Below are 19,237 nucleotides of genomic sequence, written 5' to 3'. Positions count from 1 at the left end.
CGACCGCCGATTGCTGTTTATTGCTCCAGGCGCCGTGTGTTTGGCAGAATCTGCCACATGCAACGGTTGGACGAGATCGATCTGCGGATCCTGCACGAACTCCAGAGCGACGGACGGATCAGCAACCAGGACCTGGCCGACCGCGTGGGGCTCTCACCCTCCCCCTGTCTGCGCAGGGTGCGGCGGTTGGAGGAGTCCGGCGTGGTCGCCGGGTACACGGCGGTGGTCGACCCGGCCTCGGTGGGTCTGGACATCACCGCGTTCGTCCGACTGCGTTTGGACTCCCACGGCACCGGTGTGGTGGAGCGGGTGGAGGAGGCCATCCGGGGGATCCCGGAGGTCACCGAGTCCTACCTGCTGGCGGGCGACCACGACTACCTGCTGAAGGTGGCCGCCCGTTCCTTCCCCGCCTACGAGGAGCTGATGCGCACCAAGCTGCGCGCCATCCCGGCCGTCTCCTCGATCGAGACGACCTTCGCCATCAGCGTCACCAAGCCCAGTTCACCCCTGCCCATCGACTGAACCGCACGGGGTCAGGTGCGTTCCGGGGCCGCTTCTCTGGCGCGGGCCAGCCTCTCCCCGTTCACCCGGCCCCAGGCGAACACCAGCATGGGCAGGTGGGCCGCTCCGGCCAACAGGAACGGCAGGCGCAGCGCCCACTCCCGTCCCAGGACCGGTTCGAGGCCGACGACCACCAGGCCGCCCAGGAGCGTGCCCACGGACAGGGTGCCCCAGCCGAAGAACCGGTAGACCGAGTTCACCCTGCCCAGCAGGTGGTCGGGGATGACGCGTTGGCGCAGCGAGACGGTGATGACGTTCCACACCACGATCGCGACGCCGATCGCCGCGCCCGACAGCCACACGACGGCGGTGACGGGCACCAGACCGAAGAGAGCGAGCCCGACCCCCATCACCGTGATCGAGCCGACCAGGCAGCGCCCCTCCCCCACGGAGGCGATGATCCGTTCGGCCAGCAGCGACCCCAGGAGCGCGCCGGTGGCCGAACCGGTGAGGACCAGCCCGAACTGCCAACCCTCGAACAGTCCCAGCACGTCCTGGGTGTAGAGCACCAACAGGGAGATGATCATGGCGGAGGCCAGGTTGAGTGCCCCCAGCAGCAGTGCCAGCGCGCGCAGGACCGGGTTGCCCCACAGCCACCGCAGGCCGGTGCCGATCTCCGCGCGCCAGGCGATCCGGCCCGTCCCGGCCGGGACTCCCCGAGGGCGGTAGGTCCCGGAGAGAGTGAACAGCAGCACGGCTCCGGCCGCGAGCAGGCCGGCGTTGAACAGGAACGGGACGGCCAGGGCCAGACCCATCAGGACCCCGGCCAGCGGGGGCCCGACGAAGTTGTTGGCGGTCACCTCCACGCCCCACAGCCGACCGTTGGCCCGTTCCAGCAGCCGTTGGTCCACCAGGGAGGGCAGGAGGGTCTGGGCGGCGTTGTCCCGGACCACCTCCGCGCAGCCCACCAGGAACGACATCGCGTAGAGCCCGACGAGCAGCGCGGTCGCCGAGGCGGGGGCTCCCCCACCGGCGGCCAGTTGTTCGGGGGTGGGCAGTTTTCCCTCGGTGAGGAGGACGAACACACCGAAGGCCGCGATCACGACGAAACGGCCGGTGTCCGTCCATGCCACCAGCAGGCGCCGGTCGTACCGGTCGGTGATCACCCCGGCGGGCAGGGAGAACAGCAGCCAGGGCAGCCGGGAGGTCAGGGCGACGAGCGAGACCAGGAGGGCGTCGCGGGTCAGCGCGGAGGCGAGCCACACCACGGCGACGGTCATGAGCCCGTCCCCCAGGTTGGTCATCCCGCTCGCGGACCACAGCCTCCAGTAGTCACGCCCCAGTTGGGGCGCGGGTCCGGTGGTGCTCACTCCGGCCACTCACCTTCCGTTCTCTCCTCGGCGGGCCCAGCTGGTAACGACCCCGCCGTGGGAGGAGGCGCGAACGCCCGCCCGTGGCCGGGGTGCCCGTTCAGGTGCGGGAGGGTCGCATTCATCATCACGATCATCGTGCGCACAGGCAAGGGGACCGTCCCACTCCCTCTCACCCGTCCCCGATAACGCGGGCAGCCCGTGCGTTTCCCTGCCCTGGCTCTGCGTCGCGACTCCGACCCGAGTGCGCCTCGGTATCCGTTCTTCCGGAACGCGGGGATAAAGCGGCGGGGGCTATCGATATCACGGAGGAACCCCTGGGGTCAGCACCCCCACGGGTCCATTCGACCGTCCGGAATCGGCCACTCTCCGGAACGGAGGAACGATCTTCGGATTGATCCCAGGAACTCGGTTCCAAGAATGTTACGGCATTCATCCTTCGCCCCAAATGCCCGAATCGACCTGGGGGAAAGGAAGGAACTCCTCTCATGAGGACCCCATCGGCGCGGGGCTTCGACGACGCACACCGCCCTTCGGGCGTTCCGCGAGGCGTCCAGCAACGCATGCCCTGAACAGGGGTTACGCGACTCGTTTCAGAGGGGGGGCGCGAGGCGCGCTCCCCTCCCCGGGAGCGCACTGCCGCCGCAACCACCCTTACCCTTCCCCCGCTGAATTCATACTCCGCGCGTACCGTGAATTTCCCACCAGCACTCCCCGCGGGAGAAGTTCCAGGCCAGGATCGTGTTTCCCCGATTCTCTTGACAACGATCCGGACAAAGTGAAACTAATACTGTCGACCCTCCGGGCACCCACCACTGACGGCCACGGACAGCCACACCAATAGCCCTCGCCCCTGGCCAGGCGTGCTTCCCCCGCACCCGGGCACGACGCCTTTTCCACGACGGATTCCTCCGGGAGGGAATCCGTCGTGCCCCGGAAGACCGATCCGACACCCGAGCACGAACAAGGGGCGAAGACTTGACCCACACGTTTTCCCCGGAACTCGACGGCGCCACAGCGCGACGGAGACAGTTCACGGACTCCGGCTACCTCGTCCTCCCCGGTTTCCTGCCCGCGCACCTGGTCGACCGTCTCCTGCCCGAGGTGGACCGGTGGGTGGACGAGGGGCTGCGCGCGCGTTCCATCGCCGCCTGCGTCGACCCGGAGACCCACGGCACGCCCCCGGTCCTGGAACTGGAGCTTCCCGCACACGGCGAACTCCTCACCCACGAACCGCTGATGCGGGTGATCGCCGAACTCATGGGGCCCTCCTTCGTCTTCCACCACCTGCACAGCGACCGGCACGGCGAGTCGACCGGCGGCAAGGCCTGGCACCACGACCACGAGGCCAACGACCGCGAGGACCCGAGCCTGCTGATGGTCCACGCCCTGCACTACCTCGGCGGGCTCGACCCCAGCGTCGGGCATCTCGCGGTTCTGCCCGGCTCCCACCTGGAACACGCCTCCAAACAGTCCCGCGCTCACCTGGGCACCAAGGAGCTACCGGGAGAGGCCGTCATCGACCGTCTCCCCCCGGGCTCGACGGTCCTGATGAACTCCTCCCTGTTCCACGCGCGCAGGCCCGCCCCCGAGGGCGGGGGCGACCCGCACCCCCGTTACTTCGTGGACGCCTCCTACTGCCAGGCGGACGCGCGATGGCATCCGGTGAAGCCCTATTGGCGGCATATGCTCGCTCGGGCGCGCGAGCTCGACCTCAGCGGGGGGCGCTGGCCCGAGCTGTTTGCCGAGCGGCACTTCACCGAGTACACGACGGGACGGGACTCCACCACATGAAACTGATCGGCACGGTGCCCTTCGCGGAGGTGTTGGAGGTCTACCGGGGCGACCACCCCGTCGACCGCGCCCACGTCTCCAACACCAACCAGGACGGGGAGGACGTCCTGCACATGGCGGACGAGCTCCTCGGCACCTGGCACCGGGTCCTGCTGTCCCGGGACGAGGTCCTCGGCATCGTGCTGCCCTGGCACCTGAGCGAGGGCGGAGGACGCGAACTGGTCCCCCGGTCGGGCCGGACGGTGGGCGAAGCGGCGGAGCTGGTCCGGTCGGGCGGCGCGGAGATGGCCGCGGCCAACCCGATCTGCTCGGAGAAGCTCCAGCTGTTCGGGGAGCGGCCCCTGACCCCCGTCTACCTGAGCACCCGCCCGGTGCCGCACACCGACTACTCCGACCTGGAGGTGCGGACCGGACTCATCCACCTGGACGGGCTGCACCGGACCGTCGCCTGGGCCCTGCACGAGCGCCTGTCACCCGACGAACGCACCGAGGCGTTCGTGGCGGGCGCCCCGGACACCGCACCGGCCGGGTGAGACGGGTCCTGTTCTCCTGAACTCCCTCGCCGGTGACGGGCGGGGACGAAGGCCCAGGGGGACAGGTGCCGGGCCGTCCCAAGCAGACACCGCCTGAACTGGAGACCCACCCCCTTGACAGGTACGACGATCCCGGACCTCTCACTCTCCGACCTGCTGGCGCGCGGCGCGCGCTCCCACCCGCACCGACCGGCGCTCTCCGACGGGGTTCGCTCCCTCGACTACGGGGGGCTGCTCGCCGCCGCCGACCGGGTGGCTGCCCGTCTGGCCGATCAGGGCGTGGGGCGGGGTGACCGGGTCGCGGTGCTGGGCCCGCGCGACATCCGGGTGTGCGTGTTGCTGTACGGGGTCTTGCGCGCGGGAGCTGCCGCCGTGGTCGTCGATCCCGCATGGAGCGGCCCCGACGTCCGCAGGCGTCTGGACGCGATCGCCGTGGGGCACGTGCTCAGTTCCGATCCCGGGCACACCGCGCCCGGGGCGCGCGGGACCGAGTTCGTGGACCTGGACGCGTTGGTCGGGCGCCACGGCGGCCAGCCCCGTGGCGCGACCCCGCCACGGGTGCGCGCCTCCGACCCGGCCTATCTCTCCTTCACCTCGGGTTCGAGCGGGGAACCCAAAGCGGTCACGGTCACCCACGCCAACACCGTGCACTACGCGTTCTCCCTGCGGGACCGCCTCGGCCTCACCCATGAGGACGCGCCGTGCGTCGCGCACGTCACCACGCTCGCCGCCGACCTCGGGCACACCTCCTGGCTGCTGGCACTTGCGACCGGCGGGTCGGTCCACGTGGTGCCCGACGACCGGGCCCGCGACCCGGAGGCCTTCTGGTCCTGTCTGTCCGCGGCGGGGGTGTCCGTGCTCAAGACCACCCCCTCCCACATGACCGCCCTGTTGGAGGGGCGTCCGCGTCGGGCTCCGAGACTGCACACCCTGTTGTTGGGCGGTGAGGCGCTGCCCCGTTCCCTGGCGGCCGGGCTCCTGAAGGACGGTGTGGCCGGTCGGGTGGTCAACCACTACGGTCCGACCGAGGCCACCATCGGCGCGAGCTGCTTCGTGGCCGTCTCCCCCTCCGAACTTCCCGAGGACGAGGCGACGGTCCCCATCGGGACGGCCATCGGCCGGAACGGCCTGTACCTGGTGGACGCCGAGGGCCGTCCGGTACCGGACGGCGCCGACGGCGAGCTGCTCATCGGCGGTCCAGGTGTGACGCCGGGGTACTTCGGGCGCCCGGAGGAGACCGCGCGCCGCTTCCTCCCGCACGACGACGGACCGAGGTACCGGACCGGTGACCGATGTCGCCGCCGCCCGGACGGCGACCTCGTCTTCGCCGGTCGGACCGACCGCCAGGTGAAGATCCGGGGCTACCGGGTCGATCCGGCGGACGTGGAGCGGGTGATCGACGACTTCTCCGGGGTGGCGCGGTCCGCGGTGATCGTGCGCCGCAACCCCGCGGGGGCCCAGCTCCTGGCGGCGGTGCGGCCGGTGGTCGGCGAGGACGGCGGAGCGCAGGCGAGCCTGGTGGCCTCCCTGCGCTCGTACCTGCTGGACCGGCTCCCCGCGTACTCGGTCCCCCAGCCGCTGGTCGTGGTGCCGGAGTTCCCCACCGGCCCGAACGGCAAGCTGGACAGGGACGGCCTGTCCGTGCTGGTGGACCGGGTCCTGGAACTCGGGGGGAGGAATCCCGGGACCGCCCCCGACGTGTCGGCGCCCCCGGACACGGTCGGCGCACCGGCCGGGGACCCCCTCGTGAAGACCATCGCCGACCTGTGGGCGGGTGCGCTCGGCCTGCCCCTGGTCGCCCCACACACGGACGTGCTGGAGATCGGCGGTGACTCGATCCTGGCCATGCGCACGGTCACGGCGCTGCGCAGGTCCGGGTACCGGGTCGCGTTCGAGGACTTCTACCTGAACCCCACCGCGGCGCTACTGGCGGAGGCGGCCGCCCCGCTCTCGGGGGAGGCCGCCGACCCGACGGAGGACGCGGGCGCCGCCGGGGCCGGGAGGCTGGCGCCGGCCCAGCGCTGGTTCTTCCAGCAGCGGGTACGGGACCCCAGGCACTGGAACCAGTCGGCCGTCCTGCGGTGCGGGGTCCCGGTGGACCCGTCCGCGCTCTCCCGCGCCGTGGTGGAGGTGCTGCGCCGCCATCCCGCGCTGCGCCAACCCGTGGCGACGGGCGGTCCGGGTCTCCCCCGCCCCGCTGAGGAGACGGACGCGGTGACCTTCTCCCGGCTCCCCTTCGACCCCGCCCGGGTCTCGGAGGAGGTCGAGGCCACCTGTACCGAGCTGCACCGGGGGTTGGACCCGGAGTCGGGCCGTCTGGTCCGGATCCACCTGTTCTCCGGAGCAGGGGGCGACTTCTCCGGTCCCGGGGGCGACGACCGGCTGGCAGTCATCGTGCACCACCTGGCCATCGACGGGCTCTCCTGGCGGGTCCTGCTCGACGACCTCGCCCACGCCTACCGGGCGGCGCTCACGGGGAGCCCGCACCGTATGCCCGTGACCGCCGACTTCTACCGGTGGGCGGCGACCGCCGCGCCCCCCCCCCCCCCCCGGGCGGCTCCGCTCCGCACGCGGCCGCCCGCCGATCCCGGTTTGGAACCAGCGGCCCTGACCTGGGCCCTGGACGAGGGCGACACCGACCGGTTGGTCCGCCGTCACGGGCGCTCCCAGCGGTTGGAGGCGTTTTTGCTGTCGGCCTTCTCCGAGGCCGTCCTGCGCCGGAACGGTCGGCCGCGGCTGACCGTGGAGGTGGAGACCCACGGCCGCGACACCACGAGTCGCGGCGACGCGTACATGGACACCGTGGGCTGGTTCACGGCGGTCAAGCACGTGACCGTGGCGGCTCCCGGCACGGACCCGGGGTCCGCCACCGGCTCCGGGAGTGTCGGCGGAGCCGTGGACGTGCGGACCGTGGTCCGTTCCTCCTCGGCAGAGACCACCGCGCGGGTCGAGCACCTGGTGCGGGAGGCCCAGCAGGTGCCGATGGACGCCGACGTCGCGCTCCCCGAGGCCGGGTTCAACTTCCTGGGCACCTTCGAGCTGCCCGACGAACCGTCGCTGGCCTGGTCCGTCGCCCCCGAGAGCGGCGGGGCGGCGCGCTGTCCCAGCGGGGACCCGCACCACCGACTGCGGCTCACCACGCGGATCGTCGAGGGCAGGTTGGTGGCCGACCTCGTGTACGCCTGGCCGTGGCTGTCCCACGAGGACGCCCACGGAATAGTCTCGGCCTTTGGTGGGGCCGTGGCCAGCGAGGTCGGGAGCGCTCCCCCTGAGCCCGACAGGAGCGCCGTCTCCACCTCGGGCCAGCTGCTGCTCACCGGCGCCCCGAAGTCCGGGACCGCTCGCACGAGCGCGCGGGTCCGGGAACCGGTCCGCGTGCTGCTCACCGGGGCCACCGGTTACCTGGGCCGCCACCTGCTGGCCGCCCTCCTGGACCGCGACGCGCACGTCACCTGCCTGGTCCGGGGCGGGGACGACGCGGACGCGGCGCGGCGGCTCGACTCCGCGATCGACGGCGCGGACCGACGGGTCGGCGGGTTCGACGTGATCGCCGGTGACGTCAACCGAGAGGGCCTGGGGCTGTCACGGGACGGCCTGGAACGGGTCCGGGACGTGCGCGCGGTCGTCCACGCGGCGGCGGACGTGCGCCTGGTCGCTCCCCCCGACGAACTGGAACGCACCAACGTCGCGGGGGTCCGCCGCCTGCTCGCGTGGATCGACGCCGAGGTGCCCGGCGCCCGCCTGCACCACCTGTCCACGCTCGCCGTCGCGGGGGGCGTGGACGGAGTCCCGCGCCGGTTCAGCGAGGCCGATCTGCGGATCGGGCAGCGGTTCCGCACCCCCTATGAGAGGACGAAGTTCGCGGCGGAGGAGGAGGTCCGCTCGTGGGCGGCCTCGGGACGCCAGTGCTATGTCCACCGCAGCGGCCACGTCGCGGCGCACAGCCGGACCGGTGCCTTCCAGCGCAACGTGGAGGACAACCGGATCTACCAGCTGGTGCGCGGCTACGTGCTGGCCGGTGCCGCTCCGAGCCGTCCCTCGGAGTCGTTCGCGTTCTCCCACGTGGACACGGTGGCGGCGGGGATCGCGGCGATGGTGACCCACGCCCACGCGGCGCCGGGCGTGTACCACGTGGAGTCCCCGTACACGGTGCCGCACGACGAACTGGTGGCCTGGTTGGTCTCCTTGGGCCATCCGGTCAGGCTCACCGACGACCACGCGTTCAGCGCGGCGCTGTCCCGGGTGGAGCGGACCCATCCGACCGCCGCCCGGCTGGCCTCCGCCTGGTCCCAGCTGGGATCGCGCAACGTGGTGGTCGACAGCTCCCACACGACCTCCGCGCTCGATCGCGTCGGCGTGCGCTTCGCGCCGCCGACCCGCGAGTGGTGGTCGGCGGCCATGGCCTGGGCCACGGCCGTCGGCTTCCTCCCCGAACCGCCCCAGTGAATCCCACGACGAAGGGAACGGCCCGCCAGATGACCGAGAACACCACGACCGAGATCGGTTGGGGAAGCACGACCCTGGACACCCGTCGCGACCTGTGGTCGATGCCGCTCTCCGACGAGGAGCGCGCGCTGCTGTGGCGGGACGCCCGGGCGGATCGGTGGGAGGGTGCCTCACGGGTGCGTGAGCGGCTGCGCTCGTTCAGCTCCGAGAGCATCCGTTCGGTGGGCTTCGCGCACGTCCCGAACCTGATGGACCCGGCTGCGGACGAGGCCGACATCGTCTCGGCGCTCTCCTTCGTCCTACGGGACTTCGGCGAGATCATCCCGCAGAACGCCGAGGGAGACCTGTTCCGGGTGCTTCGGGACCAGGACGGTGACGGGAACACCGAACTCGGGTTCCACTGCGACACCTGCGATCTCCTGGTGCTGTTGTGCCTCCAGCCCGCGGTACGGGGAGGTGGGTACACCAAGCTCGCCAGCGCCCGCCACGTGCGGAGCATCATCGGCGGGGAGCGCCCGGACGTGCTCGCCACGTTGGAGGAGGACTGGACCTTCGACCGCACCGGCCGGGCGGGACAGCAGGTGATCGTCTCCCCGATCCTGTTCACGCAGGAGGACGGGACCGTGGGCTGCTACTACCAGACCCGCACGGTGCGTACCTCCCCGGAGCGGGGCGGCCCGCCCCTGACCGACCGCCAGTGGGAGGCCCTGGACGTCCTCGACGAGGTCCTCTACCGGCCGGAGATCGCCTTCCAGCTCCTGCTCGGCGCCGGTGACCTGCTGGTCATCCGCAACTCCCGGGTCCTGCACGGGCGGTCCCCCTACGTGGACGTGCCCGGCCCGGGCAGCCGCCGCGTGCTGCGGGCCTGGATGAGCGCGGGTGCGCGGTGAACGAGGGAGTCACCCCGGAGCGCGGGGTCGCGGTGGTCACCGGGGGCGGCAGCGGGCTGGGGCGCGCCGCGGCGCTCGCCCTGCTCTCGGAGGGGTGGTCCGTGGCGATCGCCGGTCGCCGCAAGGAGGCACTGGAGGAGACGGTCGCCCTGGCGGGCGGGGACGCGCACCGGATGCTGACCCTCCCGACCGACATCGGACGTCCCGAGGAGGTGACCGCGCTGTTCGCCGCCGTGCGGGAGCGGTTCGGCCGGGTGGACCTGCTGTTCAACAACGCCGGGGCGGTCGTGCCCAGGGTGCCGGTGCAGGACGTCCGGTTCGAGGACTGGAACCGGATCATGGACACCACCGTGACCGGCACGTTTCTGTGCGCCCAGGAGGCGTTCCGCGCGATGCGGGAGCAGTCGCCCCGGGGCGGGCGCATCATCAACAACGGAGCGCCCTCCGCGCACGCGCCCCGGCCGAACGCCATCGCCTACACCACGGCCAAGCACGCGGTCCTGGGCCTCACGAAGGCGCTGTCGCTGGACGGGCGCGAGCACGGCATCGCCTGCGGGCAGATCGACGTGGGCAACGTGGAGCCCTCCGACGGGCGTCCCCAACCCCCGGCCAGGCAGGCCGACGGGAGTTCGGCCGTGGAACAGACCCTCCCCCTGGACCGCTTCGTCGAGGCCCTGCTCCTCATGGCGTCGATGCCGCCGGGGAGCAACGTGCAGTACCTGACGGTACTGCCCACCTCGATGCCCTTCGTCGGGCGGGGGTGAGCGGATGTTCGTCAGCGCGCGCGACTTCGCGGAGTACCGGTCCATGTTCGGGCTCAGCGACCACGACCTGTCGTTGAGGATCCTGGACTGCCCCGGCGGCGCCGCGAGCTTCACGGCCGAGGCCCGTGCCCGCGGCTCCGACGTCACGGCGGTGGACCCCGAGTACGGGGAGAACCGGGGGAAGCTGGCCGAGCTGGCCCTGTTGGAGAACGAGCACAAGCACGCCGACCTGGTAGAGCACGAGTCGGACTTCGTGTGGACGTGGTTCGAGGGACCGGAGCAGTACACGCGGCTGCGTTCGGTGTCGGCGCGCAGGTTCGGCGCGGACGTCACCGCGCACCCGGAACGCTACGTGGAGGGTTCCCTGCCGCACCTGCCCTTCCCCGACCACTCCTTCGACCTGGTGCTCAGCTCCCACCTGCTGTTCTCCTACGGCAGGCAGCTGGACGAGGAGTTCCACCGGGAGGCGCTCTTGGAGCTGGTGCGGCTGTCCCGCTGGCAGGTGCGGCTGTATCCGCTGTTCCAGCACGCGGACTTCACGCGCTATCCGGAGCTGGACCGCATGCGGGAGTTCCTGGCCGACTGCGGGGTGTCCTCGCGGGTGGAGCCGGTGGAGTACGCCTTCGACCCGGGGGACGAGGAGATGTTGGTCCTGGAGTGCTCCGAACGCGGTGACCTACCGCGGAGCGAGGGCATCCGCGCCCACCCCGACCCGGTCCGCTGGCGGCACCTGAACACCTGAACACCTGATCCCGGGTCCGGGGGCACCTGTCGGGTGCCCCCGAGGCGGTTCACGCCGTGACCGGGGAACCGGGCTGTCAGGGCTTGCGGGCCACTCCGCCGTACTGGTCCAAACCGCGACGGGCGCTGAGCTCACCCTCCAGTGGGCGCCACCGGGGGCAGGGCACCACACCCGGCTCCAGCAGCTCCAGACCCTCGAAGCGAGCGGCGACCGCCTCCGGGCTGCGCAGGCGGTAGGGGTCGTCGCCGTGCTTGTTGCCCGCCTCGATGGCCTCGTTGTAGGCCTCGTTGGTGTTGGTGCCGTCGTAACTGGCCAGGTAGCTGCCGGAGGGCAGCGCGTCCAGCAGCTTCCCGACGATCGGCTGGAGCTCCTCGTCCGGGACGTGGCCGAGCACGCCCATCAGCATGAGGGCGATGGGCTGATCGAAGTCCAGGGTCTTCGCGGCCCGCTCCAGGATCGCCTCGGGGTCACGCAGGTCGGCGTCGATGTAGTCGGTGACGCCCTCGGGGGTTCCCACGAGCAGGGCACGCGCATGCGCGAGCACGAGGGGGTCGTTGTCCACGTAGACCACCCGGCATTCGGGCGCGATCCCCTGGGCGACCTCGTGGGTGTTGTTCGCGGTGGGCATCCCGGTGCCGATGTCGAGGAACTGGCGGATCCCCGCCTCCTCCGTCAGGTGGGTCACCACGCGGTTCAGGAACTCCCGGCTGGTGCGGGCCAGGTCCACGATCTCCGGGAAGGACTCGGCCACCTGGTCACCCGCGACGCGGTCGATCGGGTAGTGGTCCTTGCCGCCCATCCAGTAGTTCCAGATCCGGGCCGAGTGCGTCCGGGTGGTGTCGATGGGAGAGGGCCGGTCGAAACCGCCGGCGGGGGGCTGGGAGGAGCCGTCGGACATAGGAGCATCTACCTCTACACGCAGGGGGCCGCGCCACGCGGCCGGGCGGTCTCCGACCGTCTCGGGACGGCGGTACCTCCCAGCCAGAAGCCGTTCGCCCCAACCATAGGGGAAACCGACCCGAACGGACGGATGGGAGGTATGCGTGCTCTCCGACCCCGCACGCCAGGACGCCACATCCCCACCACCCCTCCGGGCAGATGCCCACCCCTTGTGGGCATTCCGGCCCCTTGGAGAACCGAGGGACACCGCAGGCAGGCTGCCCTTTCGTCTGCGAACCCCTCGATCGCTTCGGCTCGATCCATCCACCCAGACTCCGTTGACGCGTTCACCGGCACATTCCGGGACGCGTTCAACTGGCACATGCCGGATCTGCTCCGCGCCGACGACCGGTCCGCGCTGGTCGGGGATCCGTGTCCGGGGCCTGTGTGCTTTCGTCTGGTGGCGGGCGACGGTCCAGCGAGGCGCGGTGGCGGCTCATGGAGGCCGCTCCACACCGGGGAACGACGTTCCTTGGCCCGCTCCGAGCGGGACGGGCGCATGTTCCTCCGGTTCGCCACGGGCGGGACGTTCACCCGGGAGCACCACGTGGTCGAGGCTGGAAGGCCCTCCGGGGGGCGGTCACGGCGTGACCGGAGGGCCGCGCGGGGTCAGGCGGGGCGGTCGCGGAGTTCGCGCTTGAGGATCTTGCCCGAGGCGTTGCGGGGCAGCTCGCTGACCAGCCGCACCGTCTTGGGCACCTTGAACGGCGCGAGGTGGCGTCGCACGTGCGCCACCAACTGCTCCGGCAGCGCCTCGGTGTCGGCGTCCGCCGCGGGCACCACGTGGGCCGTCACCGCCTCGATCCACTTCTCGTCAGCGGTCCCGACCACAGCGGCCTCGGCCACCCCGGGATGCGCGAACAGCACGTCCTCGATCTCGCGCGAGGCCACCAGCACTCCGCCGGTGTTGATGACGTCCTTGATCCGGTCGACCACCTCGATGTAGCCCTCGGCGTCGGCGCGCACCAGGTCACCGGAGTGGAACCACCCGTCCCGGAAGGCCTCCTCGGTTTCCTCCGGCTTGTCCCAGTAGCCCAGGCACAGCTGTGGTGACCGGTAGACCACCTCCCCGAGCTCACCCGGGGCGACCTCCTCACCGTTCTCGTCCACCACGCGCAGCTCCACGAACAGGACGGAACGCCCCGCGGAGGCGGGCCTGGCCCCGTGCTCCTCGGGGCGCAGAACGGTGGCCAGCGGGCCGATCTCGCTCTGGCCGAAGCAGTTGTAGAAGCCGAGGTCGGGCAAGGCAGCGCGGAGCCGGTCCAGGACCGGTCCGGGCATGATCGAGGCGCCGTAGTAGGCCTTGCGCAGGCTGGACAGGTCGCGGTCGTCGAACGAGGGGTGGTTGGCCATCGCCACCCAGAGCGTGGGGGCGGCGAAGAAGGCCCCGTGCCCGTCGGCCTCGATCCGGTTCAGCAGGTCCCTGGGGTCGGGTGCCTCCACCAGGGTGTTGCGGGCACCCACCGCCAGCCATGGAAGGAGGAAGACGTGCAGCTGAGCGGAGTGGTACAGGGGCATCGCGTGCAGCGGGTTGTCCCCGGCGTCCAGGTCCAGCCCCACCAGGCACGAGAGGTACTCGTGAACGAGCGCCCGGTGGGACATCATGGCGCCCTTGGGTCTGGAGGTGGTGCCGGAGGTGTACAGGAGCTGGACCAGGTCGGTGTCGACCACCTCCGCGTCCAGATCGGGAACCGGGCCCCGCGTGGCCTCCTCCAGCAGCGAGCCGGGGGCGTCGCGCAGTTCCAGCACCTGCTCGACGCCGGTCTCGGTGCGCAGTTCGTCCACGGCCGAGCGCAGCGCCGGGTCGACCAGGGCCACGGTGCTGCCGGACTGCTCCAGCAGGTAGGCGAGCTCCGTACCCTTGAGGGCGAAGTTGATGGGCACGTGCACCAGCCCGGCCCGCGCACAGGCCAGGAAGCCGATCAGGTAGGCGTCGGAGTTCCTGCCGTAGGCCGCGACGCGGTCCCCCTTGACCGCGCCCGTCGCCAGCAGCCGCGCGGCCGCCCGGGTGACCGCGTCGTCGAGTCCGGCGTAGGTCCACTCTCGGTCGCCGAAGACCAGCGCGGTGTTCGCGGGGGTTCTGGTCGCGCTCCGCCGGAGGATGTCGTCCACACGGCTGGAGGTCGTCAATGCGGTCATGGCACCTGTCTCTTCCCGTAGGTACGGCCCGGTGGGAGCCGGGCCGCGCACACGGAAGCCATCCTCGTGCCCCACGAGTCAGACCGGCAAGACGGTGGCGCCGTGATTCCGGCATGGTCGGTGTTCGACGACGTCGACCACCCGGCGTGGCGCCCTCAAGGCGATTCTGACCCGCCTCCGCGCAGGATCGCCCGGATCACCCGGATCACCCGGTGGCAGGCGCCGATCAGGCTCCGCCCCGGCGCCGGGCGCGGCCTCCTCTGGCTCCGCACGGTGGTGGGTGGATCCCGACCTCCCAGGCAGCCGCTCCTGCGGCGGCCCCGCTAGGCCCCGAACCGTTCGATCGCCGTTCGTGCCGTCTCCAGTCTGATTTGCCTCACCTGGGCGAAGAGTGCGAAGTCCTCGGGGTGTTCCTCGATCAGGCGCTCCTGTGCCACCGCCTCCGCGTCGCGCCAGATCTCGACCACCGAGACGTCCTCCTTACAGGCCACGTCCACCGCCGCCACCTCGGTCTCCTCCATTGACGGATCGCCCTCCCCGTCACTCCAGCGCGCGTCGGTCGGTGCCTCCGACGGCGTGGGGTAGTCGAAGCCCCGGTCCGCCATGCACGCGCTCCAGGCAGCGAAGGCGTCGACCACCTCCGGGGCGCTTCGAGAGGTCTCGAAGCCCGTCTGGATGAAGGAGTTCAACCGGTCGTGGTCCATGTCCGGGACACCCGCCATGATGTCCCGGCCCGCCTCCTGGAGGCACCCGGCCGCGCTCTCGCTCCCGTAGGCCACCCGGTGCTCGGTGGCCAGGAGGGTGAGCCGGTCCTCCCGTACCTCCTCCACGAGGGCCTCGTCCGCTGACCCGGGCGGCGCGCCGTAGCCGTACCGCTCAGCCACCTCCGACTCGATCACTCCGTATCGACCCCGGTGCGGAGGGTCGGTCCCCTCCTCCTTGGGGGCGGGCAGCACTCGCCAGTCCATGCCGTGCTGGCGCATGCAGTCGCGCACGAGCAGGTCCTGCGCGTAGTCGAGCGTGCGCATCTCGAAGGGGGAGAGCGTGTACTCGTCGAAGGGGAGGGTCAGCGACCGTACCCCTTCCTCGGCGGGGAGGTAGCGCTCCCCGCCTCCCTCGTCGTCCTGGACGCCACAGGCGGCGAGACCGACGGCAACGCACAGTGCTCCGGTCACCCGAAGAAGTCTGTTCATGGTTCTCCACCGGAAATGGTGCCGAGAAGGCCGCGCACCGCATAGCGCCCGGCTTTCCCGGCACACCGATCACCAGACCCGGACGGAGCTGATCTTGTTGTCGAATCCGTTGTCGGTCAGGTCCTTGTCGGACGAGTTCTTCTGGGCGTAGTAGGAGGGCCCCTTGTAATTCGCGTGCTCGTAGAAGGAGGCGTTGCTGGACTTCTGGTTCTTCATGGAACTGGCGTTGTCGTTGACGCTACGGCAGCCCGAGCCGCTCCAGCAGTCGCCAGCCAGGTTGCTGTCGCTGCCGGAGGTCCGCCAGGACCCGCCCTTGAAGTTGTCGTGCTCGTAGAGGTAGATGTAGGTGGCCTGCGCCTCGACCAGGGGGACGCTCGCGGCCGAGGCCGTCGGAGCCGTGCCGAGGACACCGGCGACGGCGAGGGCGGCCACCATTGCGGCGGTGGTGAACAATCGCTTCCTGACAGACATGGGGTTCCCTTGGTTGGATACACCGACAACTGCCACGACCGGCATTTCCCGATCGCACTCCTTCGTGTTCACCATTGACGTTAGGCGAGAAGCTCGAGCATGGAAAGAAAACGCCTTGGCCACATCGGGCCGCCGCCGCGTCACATTACGCAGATCACATACTATATTGGGGCAATCTGCATGCAAAATGATGCGCAACGGCGTTACTGAATTTCATGTTGTCTGTTATTCGGCAGAGAGGTCAGGTGCGGGTGTGGCGGCCGTTCGTCCAGGAGCGGGGCCCCTCACCTGGCGACACACCCCCGACCGTTGGAGGGGATCCCCGCGTTCCTTCGACATCATGAACGGGCACCGGGCATCACGGAGGGTGTCGACGCGGTCCCCCCGATCGGACGACCGAAGGAAGAACGAACATGAACCTGACCCTGAACAACGGTGTGGCGATGCCCGCGTTGGGCTTCGGCGTCTTCCAGACCCCGCCCGAGGTCACCGCCGCGTCCGTCGCCGAGGCCCTCAGCGTCGGCTACCGGCTCATCGACACCGCCGCCGCGTACTTCAACGAGCGTGAGGTCGGCGAGGGCATCCGCCGTTCGGGCCTGGACCGGTCCGAGGTGTTCGTCGAGACGAAGGTCTGGATCAGTGACTACGGTTACGACCGGACCCTGCACGCCTTCGACAAGAGCGCGGGCAAGCTCGGCGTCGAGCAGATCGACCTGCTGCTGCTCCACCAGCCGGTCCCCACGAGGTTCGACGACACCGTCGAGGCCTACAGGGCGCTGGAGACGCTGCTGGACGACGGGCGCGTCCGGGCGATCGGCGTCAGCAACTTCATGCCCGGGGTCCTGGCCGACCTGCTCGAACGGACCGACGTCGTACCCGCGGTGAACCAGATCGAGGTCCACCCCTACTTCGTGCAGTCCGACGCCCAGGCCGCGGACACCGAGCAGGGAATCCTGACCCAGGCGTGGTCACCGATGGGCGGCATCACCAGTTACCGGGGCCACGGTGAGCGGTCCACCTTCGACGACCCGGTGATCCGGGAGATCGCGGCGGCCCACGGCAGGACGCCCGCGCAGGTCATGCTCCGCTGGCACCTGCAGGAGGGCCGGTCCGCGATCCCGAAGTCGGTCAGGAGCGAGAGGATCGCCGCGAACTTCGACGTCTTCGACTTCGAGCTCACTACGGACCAGCTCACCACGATCGACGCACTCGACACGGGTGTCCGGGGAGGCCCCGACCCCGTGTCGGTCACCCCCGAGGCCTTCGGGCGTGACATCCCCGAAGCCTGAGCTCGGGGGGGCTCCCCCGCTCACACCGTCGTGCGGAAGCGGCCCCGCTCGTCGTGGATGGTCCACAACCGGTCCGCGAGGGCCTCGGGCGCGTAGCGGGGGTCGCCCCCTCCGATCGCTCCGGGGATGATGAGCTGTCCGACGTGGATGTTCACCGGCGCGAGGGCCTCGTGGAGCATGTGTCCGTAGGCGGACTCCCCCGCGAACGCCGTCGACGTACCGGCCACGTTCCCGTTGGGCGTCGCGGCGCTGGAGCCGTTGACCAGCAGGATCGTTCCGTGGCCGAGCTCGCCCATTCCGGGCAGCACCTGGCCGACGGCGGTGGCCGGGCCGAGGACGGAGAACTCCACCGCCGCGGCCAGGTCCTCGGGGGTCGTCTCCAGCACCGGGCGGAGGAACTCGCGGCTGGGCACCGGGCTGTACTGGAGCACCTCGATCGCCCCCAGATCCGCGGCCGCGGACTCCAGCGCACGGGTCAGGGAGGGCCGGTCCCGCACGTCGGCCCCGTAGCCGCGCGCTTCGATCCCCTCCGAGGCGAGGTCACGTGCGAGCTGGTCGAGTCCTTCCTGGTTGCGGGCGACCAGTGCGACGGAGAACCCCTCGCGTCCGAACCTCAGAGCGGTGGCGGCGCCGAGTCCGGGACCCGCGCCGATGATCGCGATCGTGCTCATGACGTCTCCTTCTTCGATCGGCTGGTGCTGGTGGCGAAGGCCAGGGCCGCTGTGTACTGGTGGTCGGTGACCGGTTCCAGCCAGGTGGTGCCGTCGCCGTGGCCGTCCCCGACCACCAGGGCCAGGTGCGACATGAACGCCTCGTCGGTGGCGCCGTGCCAGTGCTCCTCTCCGGGCGGGCACCGGACGGTCTCGCCCGCCGAGGCCCGCACGACCGTGCCGTCGCGGGTGCCCACCAGCGCGACACCGTCCGTGACGTGCAGGACCTGCCCCAGAGCGTGGGAATGCCAGTTCGTTCGTGCGCCGGGGGTGAAGCGCACCAGCGCGGCGGCCAGGCGGGCCGGTTCGGCGGGGGCCTCGATCATGTTCAGGTAGACGTCGCCCGTGAAGCGTTCGGACGGTCCCCTGAGGGTCGCGGTGCCGGTGACGTGTTCCAAGACGGTCCTCCCGTGGTGCGGTCCGGCGGTGGTCGGTTCCCATGGTCGTGCCCGCGTACGCCGTTGACGCGTCGCGGGACGGCGGGGCGGCCTCCTCTTGACCGTGGTTTTGCCCTGGTGCGCGGGGCCGCCCTCACGGGTGTGACTCGTCGACGGACCGTTCGGCCCGGAACTCGCTGGCTCCCCAGGAGGCGAGCAGGCTCATCCGTTCGGCCGAGGCCGACCCGGGCTCGGCGGTGTACACGGTGAGGGTCAGCCCCGGCTCGGCGGCCAACTCCATCCCCTCGAAGGCCAGGGTCATCCCACCCACGACGGGGTGTTCGAAGGTCTTGAATCCGGTGCCGTGCTGACGGACGTCGTGCGCGCCCCAGAGGTGACGGAACTCGTCGCTGCGGGTGCAGAGTTCACCGATCAGGTCGTGCAACTCCTTGTTGTGCGGGTCCCGGCCCGCTTCCGTGCGCAGGATCGCGACGGTCACCTCCGCGAACATGTCCCAGTCCGGGAAGAAGGTCCGGGCGCGCTCGTCGAGGAAGGTGAACCGTGCGACGTTGGGCGGCTGACCCGGCATCTCGTAGACGTCCCTGTAGAACGCCCGGGCCAGCGTGTTCACCGCCAGCAGGTCCATGCGTCCGTTTCGGACGAAGGCGGGCCCGGCGGTGATCGCGTCGAGCGTCCACTGGAGGCTGGTGTGCGGGGTCCAGCTCTTCGCGCTCCGCCGTTTGGGCGGCCGCGCCACCGGGCTCGCCGCGTGCGCGAGGTCGAACAGGTGCGCCCTCTCGGCGTCGTCCAGGCGCAGTGCCTTGACGAGGCTGTTGAGCACCTCCGGGGAGGCTCCGCTGATCGCTCCGCGCTCCAGCCGGGTGTAGTACTCCACGCTCACACCGGCCAGGGTCGCGACCTCGCTGCGGCGCAGACCCTTCACGCGACGCTTCGCACCGGCTGGCAGCCCGACGTCCTCGGGGCTGATCCGGGCGCGCCGCGAGATGAGGAATTCACGCACTTCCGCTCGGTTGTCCATACCAGCCACCGTAGGCCAGGGCTCTGGCGTGAGGGAGACC

16 protein-coding genes are annotated in these 19,237 nt (G+C 70.9%); 8 read left to right on the top strand and 8 right to left on the bottom strand.

Annotated features, from left to right (window positions below):
- The first annotated feature begins 57 nt into the window (after positions 1–57).
- The gene (locus tag ADX84_RS13860; protein ID WP_049573414.1) at positions 58–522 is read left to right on the top strand and encodes an Lrp/AsnC family transcriptional regulator; all 465 of its coding nucleotides are present in this window, start codon (positions 58–60) and stop codon (positions 520–522) included.
- A gap of 11 nt (positions 523–533) precedes the next feature.
- Here ADX84_RS13860 and ADX84_RS13855 read toward each other — a convergent pair whose 3' ends face one another.
- Positions 534–1,871 carry an MFS transporter gene (locus ADX84_RS13855; RefSeq protein ID WP_049573462.1) on the bottom strand — a complete coding sequence of 446 codons (1,338 nt, stop codon included), beginning with the start codon at positions 1,869–1,871 and terminating at the stop codon, positions 534–536.
- Between the two features lie 978 nt (positions 1,872–2,849).
- Here ADX84_RS13855 and ADX84_RS13850 point away from each other — a divergent pair.
- The 6 genes from ADX84_RS13850 (at position 2,850) to ADX84_RS13825 (ending at position 11,040) form a co-directional block, all read left to right on the top strand.
- The gene (locus ADX84_RS13850) at positions 2,850–3,665 is read left to right on the top strand and encodes a phytanoyl-CoA dioxygenase family protein (protein WP_049573408.1); all 816 of its coding nucleotides are present in this window, start codon (positions 2,850–2,852) and stop codon (positions 3,663–3,665) included.
- On the top strand, positions 3,662–4,198 hold the full coding sequence (locus tag ADX84_RS13845; RefSeq protein ID WP_049573405.1) for a DUF6309 family protein: 537 nt from the start codon (positions 3,662–3,664) through the stop codon (positions 4,196–4,198). The genes ADX84_RS13850 and ADX84_RS13845 overlap by 4 nt, the downstream gene beginning before the upstream one ends.
- A gap of 114 nt (positions 4,199–4,312) precedes the next feature.
- Entirely contained in the window at positions 4,313–8,644 is a 4,332-nt protein-coding gene (locus ADX84_RS13840; protein WP_049573402.1) for a non-ribosomal peptide synthetase, read from the top strand.
- 29 nt (positions 8,645–8,673) lie between these two features.
- Positions 8,674–9,534, top strand: a complete 861-nt coding sequence (locus tag ADX84_RS13835; protein WP_049573395.1) for a TauD/TfdA family dioxygenase — start codon at positions 8,674–8,676, stop codon at positions 9,532–9,534.
- Entirely contained in the window at positions 9,531–10,298 is a 768-nt protein-coding gene (locus tag ADX84_RS13830; protein ID WP_049573392.1) for an SDR family oxidoreductase, read from the top strand. The genes ADX84_RS13835 and ADX84_RS13830 overlap by 4 nt, the downstream gene beginning before the upstream one ends.
- A 4-nt stretch (positions 10,299–10,302) precedes the next feature.
- On the top strand, positions 10,303–11,040 hold the full coding sequence (locus tag ADX84_RS13825; protein ID WP_049573389.1) for a methyltransferase domain-containing protein: 738 nt from the start codon (positions 10,303–10,305) through the stop codon (positions 11,038–11,040).
- Between the two features lie 76 nt (positions 11,041–11,116).
- Here the strand turns inward: ADX84_RS13825 and ADX84_RS13820 are convergent, their stop codons facing one another.
- From ADX84_RS13820 to ADX84_RS13805, 4 genes are all read right to left on the bottom strand, one after another.
- On the bottom strand, positions 11,117–11,938 hold the full coding sequence (locus ADX84_RS13820; protein WP_049573386.1) for an SAM-dependent methyltransferase: 822 nt from the start codon (positions 11,936–11,938) through the stop codon (positions 11,117–11,119).
- A 650-nt stretch (positions 11,939–12,588) separates the two neighbouring features.
- Positions 12,589–14,118 carry a fatty acyl-CoA synthetase gene (locus ADX84_RS13815; protein WP_049573384.1) on the bottom strand — a complete coding sequence of 510 codons (1,530 nt, stop codon included), beginning with the start codon at positions 14,116–14,118 and terminating at the stop codon, positions 12,589–12,591.
- A gap of 323 nt (positions 14,119–14,441) precedes the next feature.
- Positions 14,442–15,311: a hypothetical protein gene (locus tag ADX84_RS13810; RefSeq protein WP_156208080.1), complete on the bottom strand. Its 870-nt coding sequence runs from the start codon at positions 15,309–15,311 to the stop codon at positions 14,442–14,444.
- Positions 15,312–15,380: 69 nt separating this feature from the next.
- Positions 15,381–15,782 carry a peptidase inhibitor family I36 protein gene (locus tag ADX84_RS13805; RefSeq protein ID WP_199776591.1) on the bottom strand — a complete coding sequence of 134 codons (402 nt, stop codon included), beginning with the start codon at positions 15,780–15,782 and terminating at the stop codon, positions 15,381–15,383.
- Positions 15,783–16,195: 413 nt separating this feature from the next.
- Here ADX84_RS13805 and ADX84_RS13800 point away from each other — a divergent pair, with 413 nt between their 5' ends.
- Positions 16,196–17,071 carry an aldo/keto reductase gene (locus ADX84_RS13800; RefSeq protein WP_049573375.1) on the top strand — a complete coding sequence of 292 codons (876 nt, stop codon included), beginning with the start codon at positions 16,196–16,198 and terminating at the stop codon, positions 17,069–17,071.
- 20 nt (positions 17,072–17,091) lie between these two features.
- Here the strand turns inward: ADX84_RS13800 and ADX84_RS13795 are convergent, their stop codons facing one another.
- The 3 genes from ADX84_RS13795 to ADX84_RS13785 all read right to left on the bottom strand — a co-directional run bounded on the left by ADX84_RS13795 (position 17,092) and on the right by ADX84_RS13785 (position 19,197).
- Positions 17,092–17,742, bottom strand: coding sequence for an SDR family oxidoreductase (locus ADX84_RS13795; protein WP_049573373.1), 651 nt, complete (start codon positions 17,740–17,742; stop codon positions 17,092–17,094).
- Positions 17,739–18,179 (bottom strand): cupin domain-containing protein, encoded by a 441-nt coding sequence (locus tag ADX84_RS13790; protein ID WP_049573372.1) that lies wholly within the window; start codon positions 18,177–18,179, stop codon positions 17,739–17,741. Before ADX84_RS13790 ends, ADX84_RS13795 begins: the two co-directional genes overlap by 4 nt.
- Before the next feature lie 133 nt (positions 18,180–18,312).
- Positions 18,313–19,197, bottom strand: a complete 885-nt coding sequence (locus ADX84_RS13785; RefSeq protein ID WP_049573370.1) for a helix-turn-helix transcriptional regulator — start codon at positions 19,195–19,197, stop codon at positions 18,313–18,315.
- Between the last annotated feature and the right edge of the window lie 40 nt (positions 19,198–19,237).

This window comes from Nocardiopsis sp. SBT366, assembly GCF_001083815.1.
Classification (GTDB): domain Bacteria; phylum Actinomycetota; class Actinomycetes; order Streptosporangiales; family Streptosporangiaceae; genus Nocardiopsis; species Nocardiopsis prasina.
Note: the sequence above shows the minus strand (reverse complement) of the source record. Positions and strands in the feature narration are given on the sequence as shown.

What these genes read in the sequence shown, in the direction of transcription:
- ADX84_RS13860 (WP_049573414.1), top strand. Translation starts at nt 58, where the DNA reads ATGCAACGGTTGGACGAGATCGATCTGCGGATCCTGCACGAACTCCAG.
- ADX84_RS13845 (WP_049573405.1), top strand. Translation starts at nt 3,662, where the DNA reads ATGAAACTGATCGGCACGGTGCCCTTCGCGGAGGTGTTGGAGGTCTAC.
- ADX84_RS13835 (WP_049573395.1), top strand. Translation starts at nt 8,674, where the DNA reads ATGACCGAGAACACCACGACCGAGATCGGTTGGGGAAGCACGACCCTG.
- ADX84_RS13825 (WP_049573389.1), top strand. Translation starts at nt 10,303, where the DNA reads ATGTTCGTCAGCGCGCGCGACTTCGCGGAGTACCGGTCCATGTTCGGG.
- ADX84_RS13820 (WP_049573386.1), bottom strand. Translation starts at nt 11,938, where the DNA reads ATGTCCGACGGCTCCTCCCAGCCCCCCGCCGGCGGTTTCGACCGGCCC.
- ADX84_RS13815 (WP_049573384.1), bottom strand. Translation starts at nt 14,118, where the DNA reads ATGACCGCATTGACGACCTCCAGCCGTGTGGACGACATCCTCCGGCGG.
- ADX84_RS13810 (WP_156208080.1), bottom strand. Translation starts at nt 15,311, where the DNA reads ATGAACAGACTTCTTCGGGTGACCGGAGCACTGTGCGTTGCCGTCGGT.
- ADX84_RS13805 (WP_199776591.1), bottom strand. Translation starts at nt 15,782, where the DNA reads ATGTCTGTCAGGAAGCGATTGTTCACCACCGCCGCAATGGTGGCCGCC.
- ADX84_RS13800 (WP_049573375.1), top strand. Translation starts at nt 16,196, where the DNA reads ATGAACCTGACCCTGAACAACGGTGTGGCGATGCCCGCGTTGGGCTTC.
- ADX84_RS13795 (WP_049573373.1), bottom strand. Translation starts at nt 17,742, where the DNA reads ATGAGCACGATCGCGATCATCGGCGCGGGTCCCGGACTCGGCGCCGCC.
- ADX84_RS13785 (WP_049573370.1), bottom strand. Translation starts at nt 19,197, where the DNA reads ATGGACAACCGAGCGGAAGTGCGTGAATTCCTCATCTCGCGGCGCGCC.